The organism is Salinisphaera hydrothermalis C41B8 (genome assembly GCF_000732535.1).
Classification (GTDB): Bacteria; Pseudomonadota; Gammaproteobacteria; order Nevskiales; family Salinisphaeraceae; genus Salinisphaera; species Salinisphaera hydrothermalis.
Genome location: NZ_APNK01000021.1, coordinates 26,068 through 42,958 on the forward strand (window position 1 = coordinate 26,068; position 16,891 = coordinate 42,958).

General features: G+C 63.7%; 14 protein-coding genes. 10 read left to right on the forward strand and 4 right to left on the reverse strand.

Translation table 11 applies throughout. The annotated features are described in order from the left end of the window. Positions 1-2 precede the first annotated feature (2 nt). The 4 genes from C41B8_RS12920 (at position 3) to C41B8_RS12935 (ending at position 3,852) form a co-directional block, all read left to right on the forward strand. A complete protein-coding gene (locus C41B8_RS12920) occupies positions 3-278 on the forward strand; it encodes a DUF2160 domain-containing protein (protein ID WP_037338903.1) in 276 nt (91 codons plus the stop codon). 122 nt (positions 279-400) lie between these two features. Then, positions 401-2,326, forward strand: coding sequence for an ABC transporter substrate-binding protein (locus C41B8_RS12925; protein WP_084188947.1), 1,926 nt, complete (start codon positions 401-403; stop codon positions 2,324-2,326). A gap of 156 nt (positions 2,327-2,482) precedes the next feature. Continuing rightward, positions 2,483-3,136, forward strand: coding sequence for a TIGR02466 family protein (locus tag C41B8_RS12930; protein WP_051883488.1), 654 nt, complete (start codon positions 2,483-2,485; stop codon positions 3,134-3,136). Positions 3,137-3,228: 92 nt separating this feature from the next. Next, entirely contained in the window at positions 3,229-3,852 is a 624-nt protein-coding gene (locus C41B8_RS12935) for a hypothetical protein (protein ID WP_198025185.1), read from the forward strand. Here the strand turns inward: C41B8_RS12935 and C41B8_RS12940 are convergent. From C41B8_RS12940 to C41B8_RS12955, 4 genes are all read right to left on the reverse strand, one after another. Next, positions 3,832-4,584, reverse strand: a complete 753-nt coding sequence (locus C41B8_RS12940; RefSeq protein ID WP_051883489.1) for a tetratricopeptide repeat protein — start codon at positions 4,582-4,584, stop codon at positions 3,832-3,834. The genes C41B8_RS12935 and C41B8_RS12940 overlap by 21 nt on opposite strands. A 168-nt stretch (positions 4,585-4,752) precedes the next feature. After that, a complete protein-coding gene (locus tag C41B8_RS12945; protein ID WP_037338909.1) occupies positions 4,753-5,547 on the reverse strand; it encodes an SDR family NAD(P)-dependent oxidoreductase in 795 nt (264 codons plus the stop codon). Between the two features lie 241 nt (positions 5,548-5,788). After that, positions 5,789-6,163: a VOC family protein gene (locus tag C41B8_RS12950; RefSeq protein ID WP_037338912.1), complete on the reverse strand. Its 375-nt coding sequence runs from the start codon at positions 6,161-6,163 to the stop codon at positions 5,789-5,791. Continuing rightward, on the reverse strand, positions 6,163-6,876 hold the full coding sequence (locus C41B8_RS12955; protein ID WP_037338915.1) for an SDR family oxidoreductase: 714 nt from the start codon (positions 6,874-6,876) through the stop codon (positions 6,163-6,165). The genes C41B8_RS12950 and C41B8_RS12955 overlap by 1 nt, the downstream gene beginning before the upstream one ends. Before the next feature lie 206 nt (positions 6,877-7,082). On the opposite strand from C41B8_RS12955, the gene tadA reads away from it, so the two are divergent. The 6 genes from tadA to betB all read left to right on the forward strand — a co-directional run bounded on the left by tadA (position 7,083) and on the right by betB (position 16,879). After that, entirely contained in the window at positions 7,083-7,568 is a 486-nt protein-coding gene (gene tadA / locus C41B8_RS12960) for a tRNA adenosine(34) deaminase TadA (protein WP_037338918.1), read from the forward strand. A gap of 72 nt (positions 7,569-7,640) precedes the next feature. Continuing rightward, entirely contained in the window at positions 7,641-8,798 is a 1,158-nt protein-coding gene (locus C41B8_RS12965) for an isocitrate/isopropylmalate dehydrogenase family protein (RefSeq protein WP_037338921.1), read from the forward strand. A 130-nt stretch (positions 8,799-8,928) separates the two neighbouring features. Beyond that, on the forward strand, positions 8,929-10,191 hold the full coding sequence (locus C41B8_RS12970) for an aspartate aminotransferase family protein (protein WP_037338924.1): 1,263 nt from the start codon (positions 8,929-8,931) through the stop codon (positions 10,189-10,191). A 100-nt stretch (positions 10,192-10,291) separates the two neighbouring features. Continuing rightward, complete coding sequence (locus C41B8_RS12975; protein WP_037338927.1) at positions 10,292-11,629, forward strand: DUF2254 domain-containing protein; 1,338 nt, start codon at positions 10,292-10,294, stop codon at positions 11,627-11,629. A gap of 731 nt (positions 11,630-12,360) precedes the next feature. Further along, positions 12,361-14,742, forward strand: coding sequence for a mechanosensitive ion channel domain-containing protein (locus C41B8_RS12980; protein WP_232226069.1), 2,382 nt, complete (start codon positions 12,361-12,363; stop codon positions 14,740-14,742). A gap of 670 nt (positions 14,743-15,412) precedes the next feature. Further along, positions 15,413-16,879, forward strand: coding sequence for a betaine-aldehyde dehydrogenase (betB, locus tag C41B8_RS12985; RefSeq protein WP_037338930.1), 1,467 nt, complete (start codon positions 15,413-15,415; stop codon positions 16,877-16,879). Positions 16,880-16,891 lie beyond the last annotated feature (12 nt).

Here is a 16,891-nt window from a genome sequence, read left to right on the forward strand (position 1 = left end):
ACATGCAATGGATGCTTTGGACCTTACCCACCGCCGCGTTTTTCATCGGCATCGTGGCCATATTGATCGTGATGACGATCTGGCAATTCATTCAGCCCACGCGCGAGCGTCGCGGTTGGATCATTCCGATGCGTACCACGCGAGGGGATCGACTGTTCATCGGCTTGCTCAGTTCGGCTTATCTGACGGCGCTCTGGGTGGCACTGGTGCCGCTGACGAGCTGGATTTTGCTGGTGCTGGTCGTGCTGTGGATCGTCGGACTCATTCTGTTCGGTTAACACGGCACTAGCACAAGAGTTCAGGCTGATCGTATCGCGACGGTTCGCAGGCGATGCGCGCGGCCCTACCACCGGTTCGTTTTGCTCGGGCCGGCTCATACTGCGATCGGAAGGAGATCGAAATGACTAAAAAGCATGAGGACGACCCGCAGGGTCGGGCGGGGGAGAAAGCTCCGCGGGGATTCAACGCCAACCGTCGCAATTTCCTGCGCACGGGCGCAGCCGCGGCCGCCGGCGTGGCCGCCGTACCGTTCATCGGTACATCGGCCAAGGCGGCGACGGCGTCGACCTCCGGCGGTATCAAAAACTTGCCGCCGCTGGGTGAAGTCCCCAATTACAAGGACTACGGTCGCGGCAAGAAAGGGATGGAAGCGGCCGAGAACTGGGTGACCGACTTCCTCCAGCCCTCCACGCTGACCAAGGATCAGCAGATGGCGGAGATGAAATTCCTGCACGAGGCGGCAGCGCCTTACCGCGGGATGGAAGTCAACGTCGTCTCGGAAGTCACCGCGACTCACCAGTTCGAGGCCAATATCCTGTCGAAGGCCTTCGAGCAGATCACCGGGATCAAGGTCAATCACGACACGATGCAGGAAGGCGATACCGTCTCGAAGCTCGAGACGCAGATGGCCACCGGCACCGACGTCTATGACCTGTTCATCAACGACTCGGACTTCATCGGTACGCATCCGCGTATGGACGACGTGGTTCCGATTACGGACTACATCACCGGCGCGGGCAAGGACATCACGCTGTCCACGCTGGACGTAGACGACTTCATCGGCAAGAGCTTCGTGACCTGGCCGCTCAATAACAAGATGTACATGATTCCGGACGGCCAGTTCGCGAATCTGTACTGGTACCGCAAGGACTGGTTCGACCGTCCCGACCTGAAAAAACGGTTCAAGGACAAGTACGGCTACGAGCTCGATGTGCCGGTCAACTGGTCGGCCTACGAAGACATCGCCGAATTCTTCACCAACGACGTGAAGCATCTCGACGGCAAGCGGATCTACGGCCATATGGACTATGGCAAGAAGGATCCGTCTCTCGGCTGGCGTATCCATGACTCCTGGCTGTCGATGGCCGGCATGAGCGACAAGGGCCTGCCGTTCGGCCATCCGGTGGACGACTGGGGTATCCGTGTCAACGAGCAGCAGAACCCGGTCGGCGCCAGCGTCGAACGCGGTGGGGCCACGAACAGCCCGGCGGCGGTGTATGCCATCACCAAGTACAAGGAATGGCTGCAGAAGTACGCACCGCCGGAAGCCGCGGGCATGACTTTCTCGGAAGCCGGTCCGGTGCCGGCGCAGGGTCATATTGCGCAGCAGATCTTCTGGTACACCGCGTTTGCGTCGAGCATGACCAAGCCCGGTCTGCCGGTGGTGAACGAGGACGGTACGCCGAAATGGCGTATGGCGCCGTCGCCGCACGGACCGTACTGGGAAGCCGGCATGAAGCTCGGCTATCAGGATTGCGGTTCCTGGATCCTGCCCAAGACCACCCCGGCGAAAAAACGGGCGGCAAGCTGGCTGTATGCCCAGTTCTGTATCTGTAAGTCGGTGTCCCTGCGCAAGAGCTGGGCGGCGCTCACGCCGTTCCGCACCTCGGATATCAATTCCAAGGAAATGGGCGAGGCCGCGCCGTACCTCGGCGGTCTGGTCGAATTCTTCCGCAGCCCGGCGCATAAGTACTGGACGCCTACCGGTACGAACGTCCCGGCCTACGGCAAGATGACCTCGGCCTGGTGGAAGAACATCGCGCAGATCAACAGCGGTGCGCTGACGCCACAGGAGGGCATGGATAAAGTAGCCGAGGAACTCGACGAGGTCATGCATCGCATCCAGATCGCGGGTCTGGAAAAAGTGGCCCCGCCGAAGCTCAATCCGAAAAAGAGCAAGGAATACTGGTTCAAACAGCCGGGTTCGCCGAAGCCGAAACTGGCCAACGAGAACCCGCCCGGCGAAACGCTGCCCTACGACGAGTTGTTGAAGGCCTTCAACGACCCCTCGTCGATCGGTAAGAAAGCGTCCAAGGGCGACAGTTGATGGGCTAGGCGTCATCAACGATCCTTCGTGATGGCAAGCGGCCCGGCGTAGTACGTCGGGCCGCGTCTTTTTGCGGTCTGCGATCTTTCGGGGTTTCGTCGACGCATGCGGCGGGCCATTCTTTGACAGCGCGTTTCGATACGAGGGACAAAGTCCATGAGCGATTCCGAGCTTGATATGCAGGTGGGGCATTTCTTCGCCACGCCGGTGGCAGCAACGCTTCTCGACGACAGCGAGGCACGCAATGCCGAGCTCAAGGAGCGGATCCTCGCCGAGCGCGCGCGCGAGGGATCGATCTCGGCGTCCAATCTCGGCGGCTGGCATTCCGGTCGCCCGGTGAGTGAATGGGCCGGGCCGCGGATGGACGAGGTACTGGCGGCCGCACGCCAGATGGCCAATCGCCTCACCATGGATCGCTCCGGCCAGTCTGTTCGAATCGATTGGTCAGCCCGGGCGTGGGCGAATATCAACGAATACGGCCACGCTAACGAATTCCATTATCATCCCGGCGTATACTGGTCGGGCACGTACTACGTCGACGATGGGGGCCGGGCCAGCGATGCATCGCTCGGCGGCGAGTTCGAAATCATGGACCCGCGCGGTCCGGGAGTCGCGATGTACGCGCCCTCACTGGTGTTTCGGGACGGCGGCCACAACACGGGCGGTACGAACGTACAGTTCACGCCGCGAGCGGGGCTGCTCATGTTGTTTCCCGGCTGGCTGCACCATCAGGTACGGCCTTATCTTGGGTCGACGCAGCGCATATCGATTGCATTCAATCTGAGTCTGGGCGATAACCGGACACCCTGATGCGCGTCATCTTTCGTTGCGATCCCAACCTCGAGGGGCACCTGCCGAAACCATTGCCGGCAAGGTCCGCTTTGCCCGACTGGTTGCGACGCATGCCCAGCACCGCGTATTCCGATACGCACGGCGGCGATATACGCACGGTGAAGCAGTGTCCGCCGTTCGTGGATGCCATGACCCACGGCTTCGTGTTCACGCTGCCCTGCGATGTACGCGTGCACAACGGCATGTTTTCCTGGGATTGGGATCTGCCGCAGCCGGCGGCTCGCATGCACCCGCGCGCGCCACTGAGTTTTCACGTGCCCGCTCAGGTCGAGGGCACGCCGTTTCATGCCGACGATCGCGTGGTCGTCAAGTTCAACAGTTTCTGGACGGTGGAATTGCCGGACGGCTGGTCGCTTTTCGCCATGCCAACGGCCAATCGCCAGGACCTGCCGTTCCAGGCGCTGTCCGGCCTGGTCGACGCTGATCGCTATCACGACGTCGGCATATTGTTTCCGGCGATATGGACGCAGCCCGATTTCGAGGGCGTGCTGGCGCGGGGGACGCCGGTCGTGCAGTGCTTTCCGGTACAGCGCGAGCCGCTGGAATACGTCTTCGAGGCGTTCGATGCCGATGAAACCGCGGCCTACGACGCGCTGGGACGGCGCTTGCTGGACGACAAGGGCATCTACCGCAAGCAGTACCGCGCGCCGCGTTTACGTCCGAGCGGCAAGTGACCGGCGCAGGGCGTTCGGGTCGAGCCAAAGGCGACCGGTCGATGCCGACGTGAGCGCTTGCGCCACTCGATTGAAACATCCCGGTTCGATTCGAACGGCTTGCGCGTAGGCATCCATCGCCGGCTCCATGGCCCCGGTATCCTGCAGGCTGATGCCGAGATTGAGCGCCGCCTCGAACATCCCGGGCCGGGCCGACAGCGCCTTGCCGTAGGCCGTGGCGGCCGCCGCCGGGCGATCGAGATCCTGTTCCACCAGACCGAGATGAAACCAGGCTTCGGCGAAATCCGGCGCCTGGTCGACCGCGGCCTGCAGCGCCGCATGTGCGGCTTCGAGGTTGCCGGCGGCGTAATGCGCTCGCCCGAGTCGGTGGGTGAGTCGGACGTCGTCGTTACCGCGTTGCTGGATCTCGGCGAGCCAACGGGCTGCATCGGCGGGCTGACCGGACGCGATCATGAGGTCGGCTTTTTCGAGCGCGGCTGCGAGCGGCGCCTGGCACGCGGCCAGCGCCTGATCGAACGCCACCATGGCCGCGCCCGACTGCTCGAGCCGAGTGAGCACGCGCCCGAGCTGCAGCCAGCCCTGGGCATGTTGCGGATACGCCTGCAGCCGCGACAATAGGTTGTTGGCACGCGGATCGCCGCGTTGGAGCAGGTCGCAGACCTCGTCAAACAGCGCCTGGGGCGACGACGTTTCGGTTGTCGGATCGTGGCCGCTTGCGGAATGGTCGGGCATGACGTGCCGTATTCTCGTGTCCCCGGTCTAGTGGGCAATATATCGCGCCACGCCGGCGAGCCCAATGTTCCGCGATGACCCGGGGCGCAAATTTCGAACGAAAAAAGGCCCGAACGTCGGCGTTCGGGCCTTGATCGCGGCCGATATTTGGGCGGCGAGCAATGCGTATCAGGTCAGCGTATCGACCACGCCGCCATCGACGCGCAGCGCGGCGCCGGTGGTCGCCGAAGACAGCGGCGAACAGACATAAACCACCATGTTGGCGACTTCCTCGACCGTGGCCGCGCGCTGGATGATGGAGCTAGGTCGGGCGGTCTGTACGAATTCGGCCGCGAATTCCTCCATCGACTTGCCGGATTTTTCCTGATCTTCACGCAGCATGTCGGCCACGCCTTCGGACAGCGTGGGCCCGGGCAGCACGGCGTTGACGGTCACCCCGGTACCCGACAGCCGTTTGGCCAGCCCGCGCGAGACCGACAGGTTCGCGCTTTTGGTGAAACCGTAGTGGATCATCTCGGCGGGAATGTTGATGCCGGATTCGGACGACATGAACACGATCCGGCCCCAGCCTTTGTCTTCCATGCGCGGCGCATAGGCACGGGACAGGCGCACGCCCGACATCACGTTGACGTCGAAGTACTGCTGCCATTTGTCATCCGGCACGTCGAAGAAATCATGCGGGCCGAACAGGCCGACGTTGTTGACCAGGATGTCCACATCCGGCTCACGCTCGACGACCGACTGGCAGCCCTCGGCCGTTCCCAGATCGGCAGCGACACCGCGCACCTCGGCTTGGGGGAAATCCTGCTTGAGCTGGTCGACCGCGGCATCCACGCGATCCTGCTGGCGCCCGTTGAGAATGACAGTGGCGCCGGCCTCGGCCAGCCCCCGGCCGATGGCCAGACCGATGCCGCCGGTGGAGCCGGTGATCAGGGCCGTCTTGCCGTTCAGTTCTATCTTCATAAACCGTTCCTGATGCCGCCCGAATCATGGGCGGTAGATGAAACATGAGCCGGCCGGCCATGCGGCCAGCCGGGCGTTGATTGGGACGCGGTCGGGCCGCGCGAGCCAGGTTCAATGCCGCTATCGCGCGCGGCGTTGGGGCCGAATCGCGCGCGACGGAGGACCGATGCCGCCGGGATCAAGCGTGACGCCCCGGGCACAGAGATGGGCGCGCTTTCGGCTTGGTCAAGGCATCCCGACCTCACGGCGGCGGCGCCGTACGGGCGACGAGCTCCAGTAGAATCCCGGTCGGGGTCACGGTGAACAGTCGATGCTCGCCGAGTTCGGCGAGGGTTTGCTCGGAATAGGGGATGCTGCCGGCATCCAGCCGTTGCCGGACGTCGTCGATATCATCGATGCGCAGTCCGACGTGATCGATGGTTTCGGCGTTACGCTCCACAGCGCCGCCGGGCCCCGGAATCAGATGCACGATGGGCGTGTTGCCAGCGTAGAGCCAGTAGCCGGGGAACCCGAAGTCCGGGCGATAGCCGACTTCGAGATCCAGCAGCTCGACGAGAAAATCCCGGGTCTCGTCGAGCGCTTGGGTGCGCAACGTGACGTGATCGAGCGCGACCATCAGGCGATGGCGCCACCGCCGTCGACGCGAACCACCGAACCGGTGGCAAAGCCCGTGATCATTAAGTAGTGCACGGCATTGGCAATATCGCCCGCGCGGCCGACGCGACCGACCGGCAGATCCGACGCCGCGGTTTTCATGAGCTCGCGCCGGCGTGCCTCCGGCATGTCGGCCCAGAGCGGGGTGTCGATCATGCCGGGCGATACGGCGTTAACCCGCACCGGCGCTAGTTCCAGCGCCAGGCCGCGCATCAGGCCTTCGAGCGCGGCATTGATCGCGCCTTGAAGCGTGGCGCCGGCCGAGGGCCGTTCCGACAAGAATCCCGAGACCAGGGTGATGGTGCCGCCGTCGGTCATGCGTGCGGCGCGCACCGCGCGGTATGCGCCCCAGAACTTGCTGTCCATCGAAGCATAGGCATCTTCCAGCGACATGCTTCGCATGCCACCGCGCGCCGTGGCGGCCGATGAAACGATCAGATGATCCCAGGGGGCGTTGTCGGCGAAAAAGCCCTCGATGGCCGTGTTGTCGCGCGTGTCCAGCACGGCCGTTTGGACGCCGTGACCGATGGTTTCGGCCGCGCGGGTCAGCTTGTCGGCCGAGCGTGACGCGATGGTGACTTCTGCCCCCGACTCGGCGCTGCGCCGGGCGACGGCCTCACCGATGCCGGAACTCCCGCCGATGACCAGAACCCGGGTATTCGCCAGCGATGCCATGACCGTCTCCTCGCGTAGATGTTCGATCTTTTTACAATAAGCGTTGTGTGATGCGCGGTGAAGACCAGCACGCCGCCGGCAAAGACCGGGGCGCGCCCGGCAAAGAGTGCGGTGACGTGCGCCCTGCGCCCGCCGCGTCGTCTCGCACTGCCGGTGCGAAGGCGCGAGCCGGCATAATAGCGCCTCGATTCGTTTTCACCGTGACCATGTCCGACGCCGCTCCCGCCGAACACGAGGCCGACCTGTACTGGATGCGACGGGCGCTTGATCTGGCTGCGCAAGCCGCGGCGGCCGGCGAGGTGCCGGTCGGCGCGGTGGTGGTTCGAGACGGGGTCGAGCTGGGCCAGGGATGCAACGGGCCCATTGCCGCCTGCGACGCCACCGCCCATGCCGAGATCGTGGCGATTCGCGACGCCTGTGCCACGGCCGACAACTATCGCCTGCCGGGGGCGACGCTGTACTGCACCCTGGAGCCCTGCGCGATGTGTGCCGGCGCCATCGGCCATGCACGCATCGCGCGCGTGGTCTACGGTGCCGACGATTTTCGGGCGGGCGCCGTGCATTCGATCTTTGCGGTGCTCGACGAGCCACGGCTCAACCATCGGGTCACGCATACCGGGGGCATCCTCGCCGAGGAAAGTGCAGCGTTATTGCGGACGTTCTTCCGAGCGCGGCGTGCTCCGCAGGAATGAATGCGCTGCGGTGAAGGAAATTCTTCGAACCGCGTATAGGCGCGGCCGTTCTGGCAGTGGTAGCCTCGCCGGATGAGCGCAAAAAAGACATGGCACGTCGCGGTTCTGCCCGGCGACGGCATCGGCCCCGAAGTGATCGCCCAGGCAACCCGAGCGCTGGATGCGCTCGCGGAAGTCGACTCCGAGCTGGCGATCGAATACGACACGTTCGACTGGCCTTCGCATGCCTGGCACGAGGCACACGGCGAATCGGCGCCGGCCGACTATCTCGAGCGACTGGCGGGTTACGACGCGATCCTGCTCGGTGCGCTTGGCGATCCGGGCCCGACGACCGATCCGAACCGCTATCTGTTGTCCGATTCGGACTCGCTGGCGCCATTGCTGGAGATCCGCAAGGGCTTCGATCAGTGGGTGTGCGAACGCCCCGTCCGTCGGCTCGAAGGCGCGCCCCAGTATCTGGCGGATCCGAGAGCGGCCGATATCGACATGCTCGTCATTCGCGAGAACAGCGAGGGCGAATACGTGAACCAGGGCGGGCGGCTGGCCGCCGGCACGCCCAATGAAGTGGTTACGCAGACGGCGGTGTTCACGCACCGCGCGACCGATCGCATCATCCGCCATGCCTTCGAACAGGCGCGCATGCGCGCGACCTCGCGCGAGGCCGAGGGGCGGGTGCGCGATTTCGGCGGCAAGACCGCCCAGGTTTGTCTGATCACCAAACGCAACGCCCAGAAATTCTGGGGCGACATGTACACCGAGATGTTCGCGGCCATCGCCGAAGACTATCCGGATGTCGCCACGCATCACGAGCTGGTGGACGCCGCCTGCATGAAGTTCGTCTCGCATCCCTGGATGTTCGACGTGGTCGTCGCGTCCAACCTGCACGGCGATATCCTGACCGATCTGGCGGCGGTGTTGAACGGCGGCATGGGCGTCTCGCCCTCGGCCAACCTCAACCCCAGCGATCGCTCGCGCCCGCCCATGTTCGAGCCGACCCATGGCAGCGCGCCGGATATCGCCGGCCAGAACAAGGCCGGTCCGGCGGCGATGCTGTTGACGGCGGCGATGATGCTCGACTGGATGGGCGAAGAAGATCCCGCGGCCGCGCGCGCGGGAGCGCGCCTGCGCGATGCCGTGGCCGCCGATCTGGCCGCTCATGCCGGCGATATGCGGGCCACGGATGCGATCGGCGATGCTGTTGTTGCCGGGGTTCGCGCGGGTCGCGACTGACAGAAGGCGGTCGCGGCCGCAGGCCGTGCCGACGAGTGGATTGCAACCGCGGCATAACAGGTCTAGCCTCGCGCCCAGCGACGATCCCCGCACTACCCAGAAACGACCCAACATAGCCAGGAGTACAGCCATGACGGCCAATCGCCCGGGTAATCTGTCCCCGCTGCTCAAGCAGGCCACCGACGTCTATGCCGAGCGAGGCGAGGGCTGCTATCTGTTCGACACCGAAGGACGTCGTTATATCGACTTCACCTCCGGTATCGGTGTGACCAGCACGGGCCACTGCCATCCCAAGGTCGTGGCCGCGGCGCAGGAACAGGTCGGCAAGCTGATCCACGGTCAGTACACGACCATCATGCACAAGCCGATTCAGGACCTGTCGGCTCGCCTGGCCGAAAAAATGCCGGGCGACATCGACACGATCTTCTACGCCAGCGCCGGCACCGAAGCAGCCGAAGGCGCGATGCGCCTGATGCGTCAGGCGACCGGTCGGCCGAACATCGTGGTCTTCCATGGCGGCTTCCACGGCCGGACCATGGGCTCGGCGTCCATGACCACGTCGGGCACGGCCTATACCGCCGGGCTGCAGCCGATCATGGGCGGCGTCGTGGTCGCGCCCTTCCCGAATGCTTTCCGTTACGGCTGGTCGGAAGAGCAGGCGACCGAGTTCTGCCTGCGTGAACTGGACTATATCTTCGATACGATCAGCTCGCCGAAGGATACCGCCGGCTTCCTGATCGAGCCGATTCAGGGCGAAGGCGGCTTCGTGCCGGCCAACACGAAATTCATGCAGGGCCTGCGTGAGCGCGCCGACCATCACGGCATGGTGCTGGGCGTGGACGAAGTCCAGGCTGGCTATGGCCGCACCGGCAAGTTCTGGTCGCACACCCACTTCGATGTGCAGCCGGATATCGTGATGACGGCCAAGGGGCTGGCGTCCGGCTTCCCGCTGTCCGGCTTCGCGGCGTCGCGCAGCCTGATGGAAAAAGGCTGGCCGGGTTCGCAGGGCGGGACCTACGGTGGTAACGCCGTGGCCTGTGCGGCCGCGCTGGCCACGCTCGACGTGATCGAGGAAGAAGGCCTGGTGGAGAATGCGGGCGAGCAGGGCGCGCATCTCAAGGAACGCCTGGAATCGCTCAAGGCCCAGCACGAATGCATTGTCGACGTACGTGGCAAGGGCTTCATGATTGGCTGCGAAATCCACAAGGATGGGCAGCCGGATGGTGACCGTGCCGATCGCATCGTCAAGGCCTGCGAGGCGTCGAACCTGTTGCTGCTGCGCTGCGGCCCGCGCAAGCAGGTGATCCGCTGGCTGCCGCCGCTGATCGCCACGCGTCAGCAGATCGACGAAGCACTCGATATTTTCGCCAAGGCGCTGGACGCCACCGCGTAAGCGCGGCGAATCAATGCGGTAACAATGCCGTCGATCGTGCCTGCGATCGGCGGCTTTTTTGTGGGCGGGCGTCGTGCCCGCGCCCCGGAGAGAACAGACCATGCGTGCACGGGTGTACGAATTCTGGGAACTGGCGCGGTCCAGTTTCTGGTTCCTGCCGTCGTTGATGATGCTCGTCGGCCTGGCGTTGTTCGCGGTCACGCTGACCATCGACGAGCTACACCTTGCCGGCGGCGTACTGCATACGTTGTTTTATTCCGGAGGCACGACGAACGCGGCCAACCTGCTGCAGACGCTGACCGGCGCGATGGTGGCGATCGCGACGGTGGTGTTTTCGACCATGATGGTGGTGCTGACCCTGGCCACCAGCCAGTTCGGGCATCGACTGATTCGCAGCTTCATGCGCGATCGGGCCAATCAGGCCGTGCTCGGTATTTTTCTGGCGACCTTCGTGTACTGCATGCTGGTTTTTCACATGGTCGGCAACGACCCGAAGAACCAGTTCGTGCCGGGCGTGTCGCTCAGCGTCGGCTTCGTGCTCGCGTTGTTCTCGACCTGCACGCTGATCTACTTCACGCACCATATGGCGCAGCTGTTTGCCGCGCCCGAAGTGCTGGAAACCGTGGGGGTGGAGTTTGATCAGGCCATCGATCGCATGTACCCGGATCGTGAGGGCGACGACGGAGCGGCGGCCCCCGAGCTGGGCCATGGCACACAAGATCTTATCGCCCACGACGGCGGCTATGTGCAGGCCATCGGCATCGAGGCGCTGCTTGAGATCGCCGAGAGTCAAGGCATCGTGATCGAATCGCGCGTGAGCTACGGCGATTACGTGCTGCCGGGCAGCGTGCTGGCGCGGTTGCACGGCGCCGAACTTGATGACGAAACAGCACGCCACGCGGCCCGTGAGTACATCCTCGGCCGCAGCCGGATGACCGATCACGACTTATTGTTCGCGGTCAATCAGATGGCCGAGATTGGCGTGCGCGCGCTGTCGCCGGCGTTGAACAATCCCTTTACGGCCCTGGATTGCGTCAACCGTATCGGCCGATCGCTTGCGGTCTTGATCACGCGGCCGATTCCGCCCGAAGTGGTCACCGACGACGCCGGCGATATGCGCCTGATCGTGCGCGTGCCGAACTTTCATCAGCTACTCGACGCGGCCTTTATGCCCATTCGCAACTATGGCCGCACCAGCGTAATTACCATGCGCGAAATGCTGCGCGTGATTGGGAAACTCGCGCCGCTAACCCGTCGCGATATGGAGCGTCGGGCGTTGGCACGCCATGCCGAGACGATTCTCGAAGCGGCACGTAACGGCTTATCGGAGCGTACCGATCTGGCGCACATTCGCTCCTGTTTCTTCGATACTCGGCGCGCGCTCGGCGACGTTGGCATCATTCTGCCCGAGGAACCGGACAACCAACGGTACGATTAGAGCCCGGTGCAGCGTCGAGCGTTGCCAACGGACCCCGCGGGTGATGTCCGCCCACTGGTCGGGCGGCTTGGCATGGCATGACCGTCACGCCGCCACGTTCGGCGCAATACGCGTTGCCTGTCACGATGGGCGGGCGTCATCCGCCTGTCATCGCGTGCATCTAATCTGCGGCCGGGCTCGACGACGCGAGAGACGGACGTGCGATCGAAACGCTTGGGCGACCGACGTGGCCGGTCGACGCGGCGCCTCTTATGGGCGCTGGCGGCGCTGGCATGTCTGATTTCGGCCGTGGTGAGAGCAGCGCCGATCAATGCCGGCGCAGGCGCCCGACACGCGGCGTCGGCAATCGAATGGGTGCAGTCGGCGCCATAACGCCGGCTCGGATACGGGGCGTGTCTCGGGCCGATCGATGAGTCTCACTGGCGCTGCACAATCCAAGGCGCGGCAGACCGCCCTGGCTGAGTCGTGCTGCGGCGCGCGCCGGAAATCAGCGCATGGCGGCCGAAGGGGGTGTGTTTTTGCCATGGGACCGGGGCCGCGTCATACCGCGCTGTCGATCGCGCACGATTGTTTGATGCGACAAGGGACGGCATCATTGGCCCTTCGAGTCTGGGGTCAGAGCGTCTTTATGCTTCGCAATGATGGCCTCAGGCGTGATATCCAAGGATAAATCGCCAAAAGGTAGACCGCCCATGGATCAATACCGCGCGTCGTGTTCGAAAGCTGGCTTCATGCGGGCTTTTCTCGCTTACGCTCTGGTCTGTCTGTTCATGCTCGCGCCGTTGGCACAGGCCCACGCCGCGCAGTCGAGTCAGAGTTCTGCGAAGGGCGGTTCCGACCAGTCGGTGTCGCTGAATCAGCTCGCCGATTTGCTGGAAAACGACAAGACGCGTCAGCAATTGATCACGGAGCTGCGTCAGGCGGCGGCTCAGGATCAGAAGAAAAACGCGGTGCAGCCGCCGCCCAAGGGGAAAGACAAGGCGCTGGAGCACGCGCCCACGACCGAGAACGCCACCCAGGCGCAGAAGCAGGAAGCTGCCTCGCACCAACGCGTTTCGTTCGCGCGGCGCTTTGCCGAACTGACGTCGTCTTGGTCGGAAACCATTGGGGCGCGCATCGTCGCGACCTGGGGCATGATCACGGCGTTGGCGCAGAGCGGCAATGGCGATCACGTGTCGTTCAGTGCCGGGGTATTTTTTAATGCCCTGCTGATGTTCGCGATCGTCGTCGGTTCGACCGTCATTGCGTTCTGGGTGCTGCGGGCACTGGCCCGCTTTCTGTTCTCGGCCATCAGCGGTTTCGCGTCGCGTGCCGATTCGGGTAGCGGCGCGCTGGTGCGACGGGGCTCGGCGGTTATTGTCGGGATCATTCTCGACGTCGTCATCGTGTTGCTCGCCGGTGGCGCCGGTTATCTGGCCGGTCTTTACGTGATCGGCGACAACGGCACGATGGGTACGCGCGAGTCGTTGTTCATCAACGCCTTCGTGCTGGTCGAACTCGTCAAGGTCGGGATTCGGGCCTTGTTCGCCGCGCGTTACGACAGCCTGCGGCTGTTGAACATCGAGCGCGATGTGGCGGCCTGGTGGAGTATCCGGCTGCGCTGGTTTGTGGGTGTGGTCGGTTATGGCCTGCTCGTGGCGGTGCCTATCGTCAACGCACAGCTGTCGTTTTTCCTTGGCGCGGTGCTGACTTTCCTGATCATGGGCGTCGCCTATATCTATGCGCTCAAGGTGATCTTCGGCAATCGCAAGTTGCTCACCGACCGGCTCAAGCACAAGGCCGACGTGGCCACCGTAGGCTTTTTCTCGGTGCTCTATCGGCTGTTCGCCCGCTTGTGGGTGTTGATTGCGATTGCTTACTTCACCGTGCTGTTCCTGGCCAGCCAGATTGATCCGGCCGGCGCGTTGCCATTCATGCTCTCGGCGACGCTGCAGACCGTGATTGCGGCGGGCATCGGCTTCGGGCTGTCCGGGCTGTTGTCCAAGGCCATCGGCCATCGCATGACGTTCCCGGAATCGATCCGTGACAAGCTGCCGATGCTCGAGGCGCGGGTGAACTCCTATGTGCCCAACGCCCTCAAGGTCGTCCGGGTGATCATCCTGCTGGTGGTGGGCGCGCTCATCGCCAACGCGTGGCAAGTGTTCAATCTGAACGAGTGGCTGTCGTCGGACGCCGGTCTCACCGCGCTGTCGGTTTCGGCCAAGGTGGCGCTGATTCTGGTAGCGGCGGCGCTGCTGTGGCTGGTGGCCGCCAGCGTGATCGAGCACCGACTGAGCCCCAATACCGGGGGCGGGGCACCGAGCGCGCGTCAACAAACGCTGCTGGTGCTGTTCCGCAACGCGCTGGCGATCCTCATAGCCACGTTCACGATCATGATTACGCTGTCGCAGATCGGTGTGAACATCGGGCCGCTGATCGCCGGTGCCGGTGTGTTCGGTCTGGCCATCGGTTTCGGCGCGCAGAAGCTGGTGCAGGACATCATCACCGGTGTGTTCATCCAGCTCGAGAACGCGATGAACACGGGCGACGTGGTGACCGTGGGCGGTGTCACCGGCACGGCCGAGCGCCTGACCATTCGCTCGGTATCGATCCGCGACATCGACGGCTGTTACCACATCGTGCCGTTCTCCTCGGCCAGTGTCGTGTCGAACTACATGCGCGACTGGGCGTACTTCCGGACCGAGTACGGCATTGCCTACCGCGAGGATATCGACAACGCGATCTACTATCTGCGCGAGGCTTTCGAGGATCTCAAGTCGGATCCGGACCACGGGCCGAACATTCTTGAGGATATGACGGTGCCCGGCGTGACCGCGCTGGCCGACAGTTCGGTCAACATCCGGATCATGATCAAGACCAAGCCCGGCACGCAGTGGGGCGTGGGGCGTGCGTTCAATCGTCTGGTCAAGATCCATTTCGATCGGGCCGGCATCGAGATTCCGTTCCCGCATCAGACGCTGTGGTTCGGCGAGGATCGGCAGGGCAAGTCACCGGCGGCCAATATTCGCGTGCTGGAAGCCGACGACGAGTCCGACGATCCGAACTATCGGCCGAAGCATCGCCGCCGGGGCGACGATGCCGCGCCGGAGGAAACAGGCGACGCGCCGTCCTGATCGGAAGGCGCGACGCCTTTCGCGAACCCGTGGCCGATCAACCGGTCACGGGTTTTTTCATGGCTGAAACGCGCGCGACACGTGGCATTGGTCAGTTTCTAACCAGTCTGCTGCAAGCCGCGTGGCGACGGCGATTGCGCTTTTGGCCACAGAGTTATGCACAAGCTTGTCCAGCGCGTCTGTGAAAAACATGCGGAGCGAACCTGCGCGTGCTCGCGTTGCGAGGCAGGCCGTGGCGCGCCGCCCGTAGCGAACCCTCGGATGCTGCATTGGGTTTGCAGCCTATGGCCACGATGGGAACATGCTTCTGCGCAAGATTTGATCAAAACGCCTGGAACGCCCGTATGGCGGGCGATCGAGATGGTTATCACCGGCTCATCCACAGCCTTGCCCAACGGCTGTGTGTAAAAACCGGGCTGAGTGCGATGACTTATGGGCCGGCCTGCTCGCAGTGATGATTCGAGCGCGTTTCGGGTTGGTTATTGTTTGTCCACTCTGGTTGGATTCTCATGCTCTGGCGGTTTCGCGAGTTCTCCCGTGTTTTGTCCACAGGCTTATCCCCGGTCGATGTTGAAAACCCGGGCCGCAGTCGTTCACCGGGTTAAAAGAGGTGTCAAAACCGCGTGCTAAACTAGGCAGTTTTCCGAAGCCATAGCACGGCAGGTGGGATATGACAGCATCGAGCGAGCAGAAACTGCTTTGGATCGACGGCGCGTACGTCGCGGCGAAATCGGGCGAGTTCTTTGACACGGTGAATCCGGCGACCGGCGAGTTGCTGGCCCAGGTGTCCAAGGCCGGTGAAGCCGATATCGACGCGGCCGTGGCGGCTGCGCGTGCCGCGCTCGGGCCCTGGAAGGCGATGAGTGGCGTCGAGCGCGGCCGTATCCTGCATCGGCTGTCGCAACTGCTGCGTGAGCACCGCGATGAGCTGGCCCGCCTGGAAATGCTCGACGGCGGCAAGCCGATTGCCGAAACGCCGGAAGCCGACGTCGATTCCGGGGCCGATTGCCTCGAATACTTCGCCGGGCAGGCCAGTTCCATCCAGGGCGAATATCAGGAAGTCGACGGCGGCTTCTTCTACACCCGGCCGGAACCGCTCGGCGTGGTCGGCGCGATCGGCGCCTGGAACTATCCTTTGCAGATCGCCTGCTGGAAGTCCGCACCGGCATTGGCCGCTGGCAACACGGTGGTGTTCAAACCCTCCGAGCTGACGCCGTTGTCGGCCCTGCGCCTGGCCGAGCTGGCCAAGGAAGCGGGTCTGCCGGACGGTGTGCTCAACATTGTTCAGGGTTTCGGCGATGCCGGGCAGGCGCTGTCGCATCATGCCGGCATCGACAAAATCTCGCTCACCGGCGGTGCCGATACCGGCAAGAAAGTCATGGCCGATGCCGCGTCGACGCTCAAGACGGTGTCGCTGGAGCTCGGCGGCAAGTCGCCGCTGGTGATCTTCGACGACGCGGATCTGGATAACGCGGTGTCGGGCGCGTTGCTCGCCAACTTCTTTACCCAGGGCGAAATCTGCACCAACGGTACGCGCGTATTCGTGCACGAGTCGGTGCGCGAAGCGTTCCTGGAAAAACTCGTCGCCCGCGTCGAGAAACTCAAGATCGGCAACCCGGCCGATGCCGATACGGATGTGGGCCCGATGATCAGCCCCGAGCACGGCCAGATCGTGCTCGACTATATCGAGGCCGGCAAATCGGGCGGCGCGAAGCTGGTGATCGGCGGCGAGCAAGTGGCCGTCGACGGCTGTGATCACGGCGTGTTCATCCAGCCCACGGTGTTCGATGCCTGTACCGACGATATGAAGATCGTCAACGAAGAGATCTTCGGCCCCGTGATGTCGGTGCTGTCGTTCACGGACGAAGCCGAGGTGATCGAGCGCGCGAACAACACCGAGTTCGGTCTCGCGGCCGGCGTGTTCACACGCGACCTCGAACGCGCGCATCGCGTGATCGGCGAGCTGGAAGCCGGCATCTGCTGGATCAACCACTACAACATCACGCCGATCGAGATGCCGTTCGGCGGTATCAAGGGCTCCGGCATCGGCAAGGAGAACAGCCGACGCGCGCTCGAGCATTACGTGCGGATCAAGAGCGTGTTCGTTGCCCGCGGTGCCATCGACGCGCCGTACTGATTCGAACGAGGG

Excerpts from the sequence above, each read along its gene's own strand:
- C41B8_RS12920 (WP_037338903.1), top strand. The coding sequence starts at position 3 with ATGCAATGGATGCTTTGGACCTTACCCACCGCCGCGTTTTTCATCGGC.
- C41B8_RS12925 (WP_084188947.1), top strand. The coding sequence starts at position 401 with ATGACTAAAAAGCATGAGGACGACCCGCAGGGTCGGGCGGGGGAGAAA.
- C41B8_RS12930 (WP_051883488.1), top strand. The coding sequence starts at position 2,483 with ATGAGCGATTCCGAGCTTGATATGCAGGTGGGGCATTTCTTCGCCACG.
- C41B8_RS12935 (WP_198025185.1), top strand. The coding sequence starts at position 3,229 with ATGCCCAGCACCGCGTATTCCGATACGCACGGCGGCGATATACGCACG.
- C41B8_RS12940 (WP_051883489.1), bottom strand. The coding sequence starts at position 4,584 with ATGCCCGACCATTCCGCAAGCGGCCACGATCCGACAACCGAAACGTCG.
- C41B8_RS12945 (WP_037338909.1), bottom strand. The coding sequence starts at position 5,547 with ATGAAGATAGAACTGAACGGCAAGACGGCCCTGATCACCGGCTCCACC.
- C41B8_RS12950 (WP_037338912.1), bottom strand. The coding sequence starts at position 6,163 with ATGGTCGCGCTCGATCACGTCACGTTGCGCACCCAAGCGCTCGACGAG.
- C41B8_RS12955 (WP_037338915.1), bottom strand. The coding sequence starts at position 6,876 with ATGGCATCGCTGGCGAATACCCGGGTTCTGGTCATCGGCGGGAGTTCC.
- tadA (WP_037338918.1), top strand. The coding sequence starts at position 7,083 with ATGTCCGACGCCGCTCCCGCCGAACACGAGGCCGACCTGTACTGGATG.
- C41B8_RS12965 (WP_037338921.1), top strand. The coding sequence starts at position 7,641 with ATGAGCGCAAAAAAGACATGGCACGTCGCGGTTCTGCCCGGCGACGGC.
- C41B8_RS12970 (WP_037338924.1), top strand. The coding sequence starts at position 8,929 with ATGACGGCCAATCGCCCGGGTAATCTGTCCCCGCTGCTCAAGCAGGCC.
- C41B8_RS12975 (WP_037338927.1), top strand. The coding sequence starts at position 10,292 with ATGCGTGCACGGGTGTACGAATTCTGGGAACTGGCGCGGTCCAGTTTC.
- C41B8_RS12980 (WP_232226069.1), top strand. The coding sequence starts at position 12,361 with ATGCGGGCTTTTCTCGCTTACGCTCTGGTCTGTCTGTTCATGCTCGCG.
- betB (WP_037338930.1), top strand. The coding sequence starts at position 15,413 with ATGACAGCATCGAGCGAGCAGAAACTGCTTTGGATCGACGGCGCGTAC.